General features: G+C 41.4%; 1 protein-coding gene. It reads left to right on the top strand.

The window, feature by feature from the left end:
- Positions 1-62 precede the first annotated feature (62 nt).
- Positions 63-539, top strand: a complete 477-nt coding sequence (locus tag A3756_RS06015) for an RNA pyrophosphohydrolase (RefSeq protein WP_068509047.1) — start codon at positions 63-65, stop codon at positions 537-539.
- Positions 540-599 lie beyond the last annotated feature (60 nt).

Genomic DNA, 599 nt, shown 5'->3' with positions numbered 1-599 from the left:
GTATCGGGCAAATTCTGAAAGAATGAAGGCAATGTAAATATCTATAGACGGGAAATTAGAGAGTGATAGATTCTGACGGTTTCAGATTAAATGTCGGAATTATTCTCGCAAACGAATTTAATGAGGTACTTTGGGCAAGGCGAATCGGACAAAATTCTTGGCAGTTTCCGCAAGGTGGAATCAAAGTTGATGAGACTCCTGATGAAGCACTTTACCGTGAATTGAATGAAGAAATAGGTTTGCAGCCTTCAGATGTACAGATTGTGGCCAAAACAAAGGGTTGGTTACGCTATCGATTACCCAAGAAAATGATTCGCCATAACTCCTTACCGTTATGCGTCGGACAGAAACAAAAGTGGTATATGTTACGCATGCTGAGTGCTGACTCAAGCATATCTGTAGATCGGAACGTGAGCCCCGAGTTCGATCGTTGGCAGTGGGTAAGTTATTGGTATCCGCTGGGTCAGGTTGTCTCATTTAAGCGAGAGGTATACCGAAGAGCAATGAAAGAGTTATCAACTGACTTATTTAAGAACTAAGCCACCTATTGGAAACGTGGCTTAGTTCTTAAATAAGTCAGTTGATAACTCTTTCATTGC

The sequence above is a fragment of the Oleiphilus sp. HI0086 genome, assembly GCF_001635225.1.
This window is presented reverse-complemented; position numbering and strand designations above follow the sequence as displayed.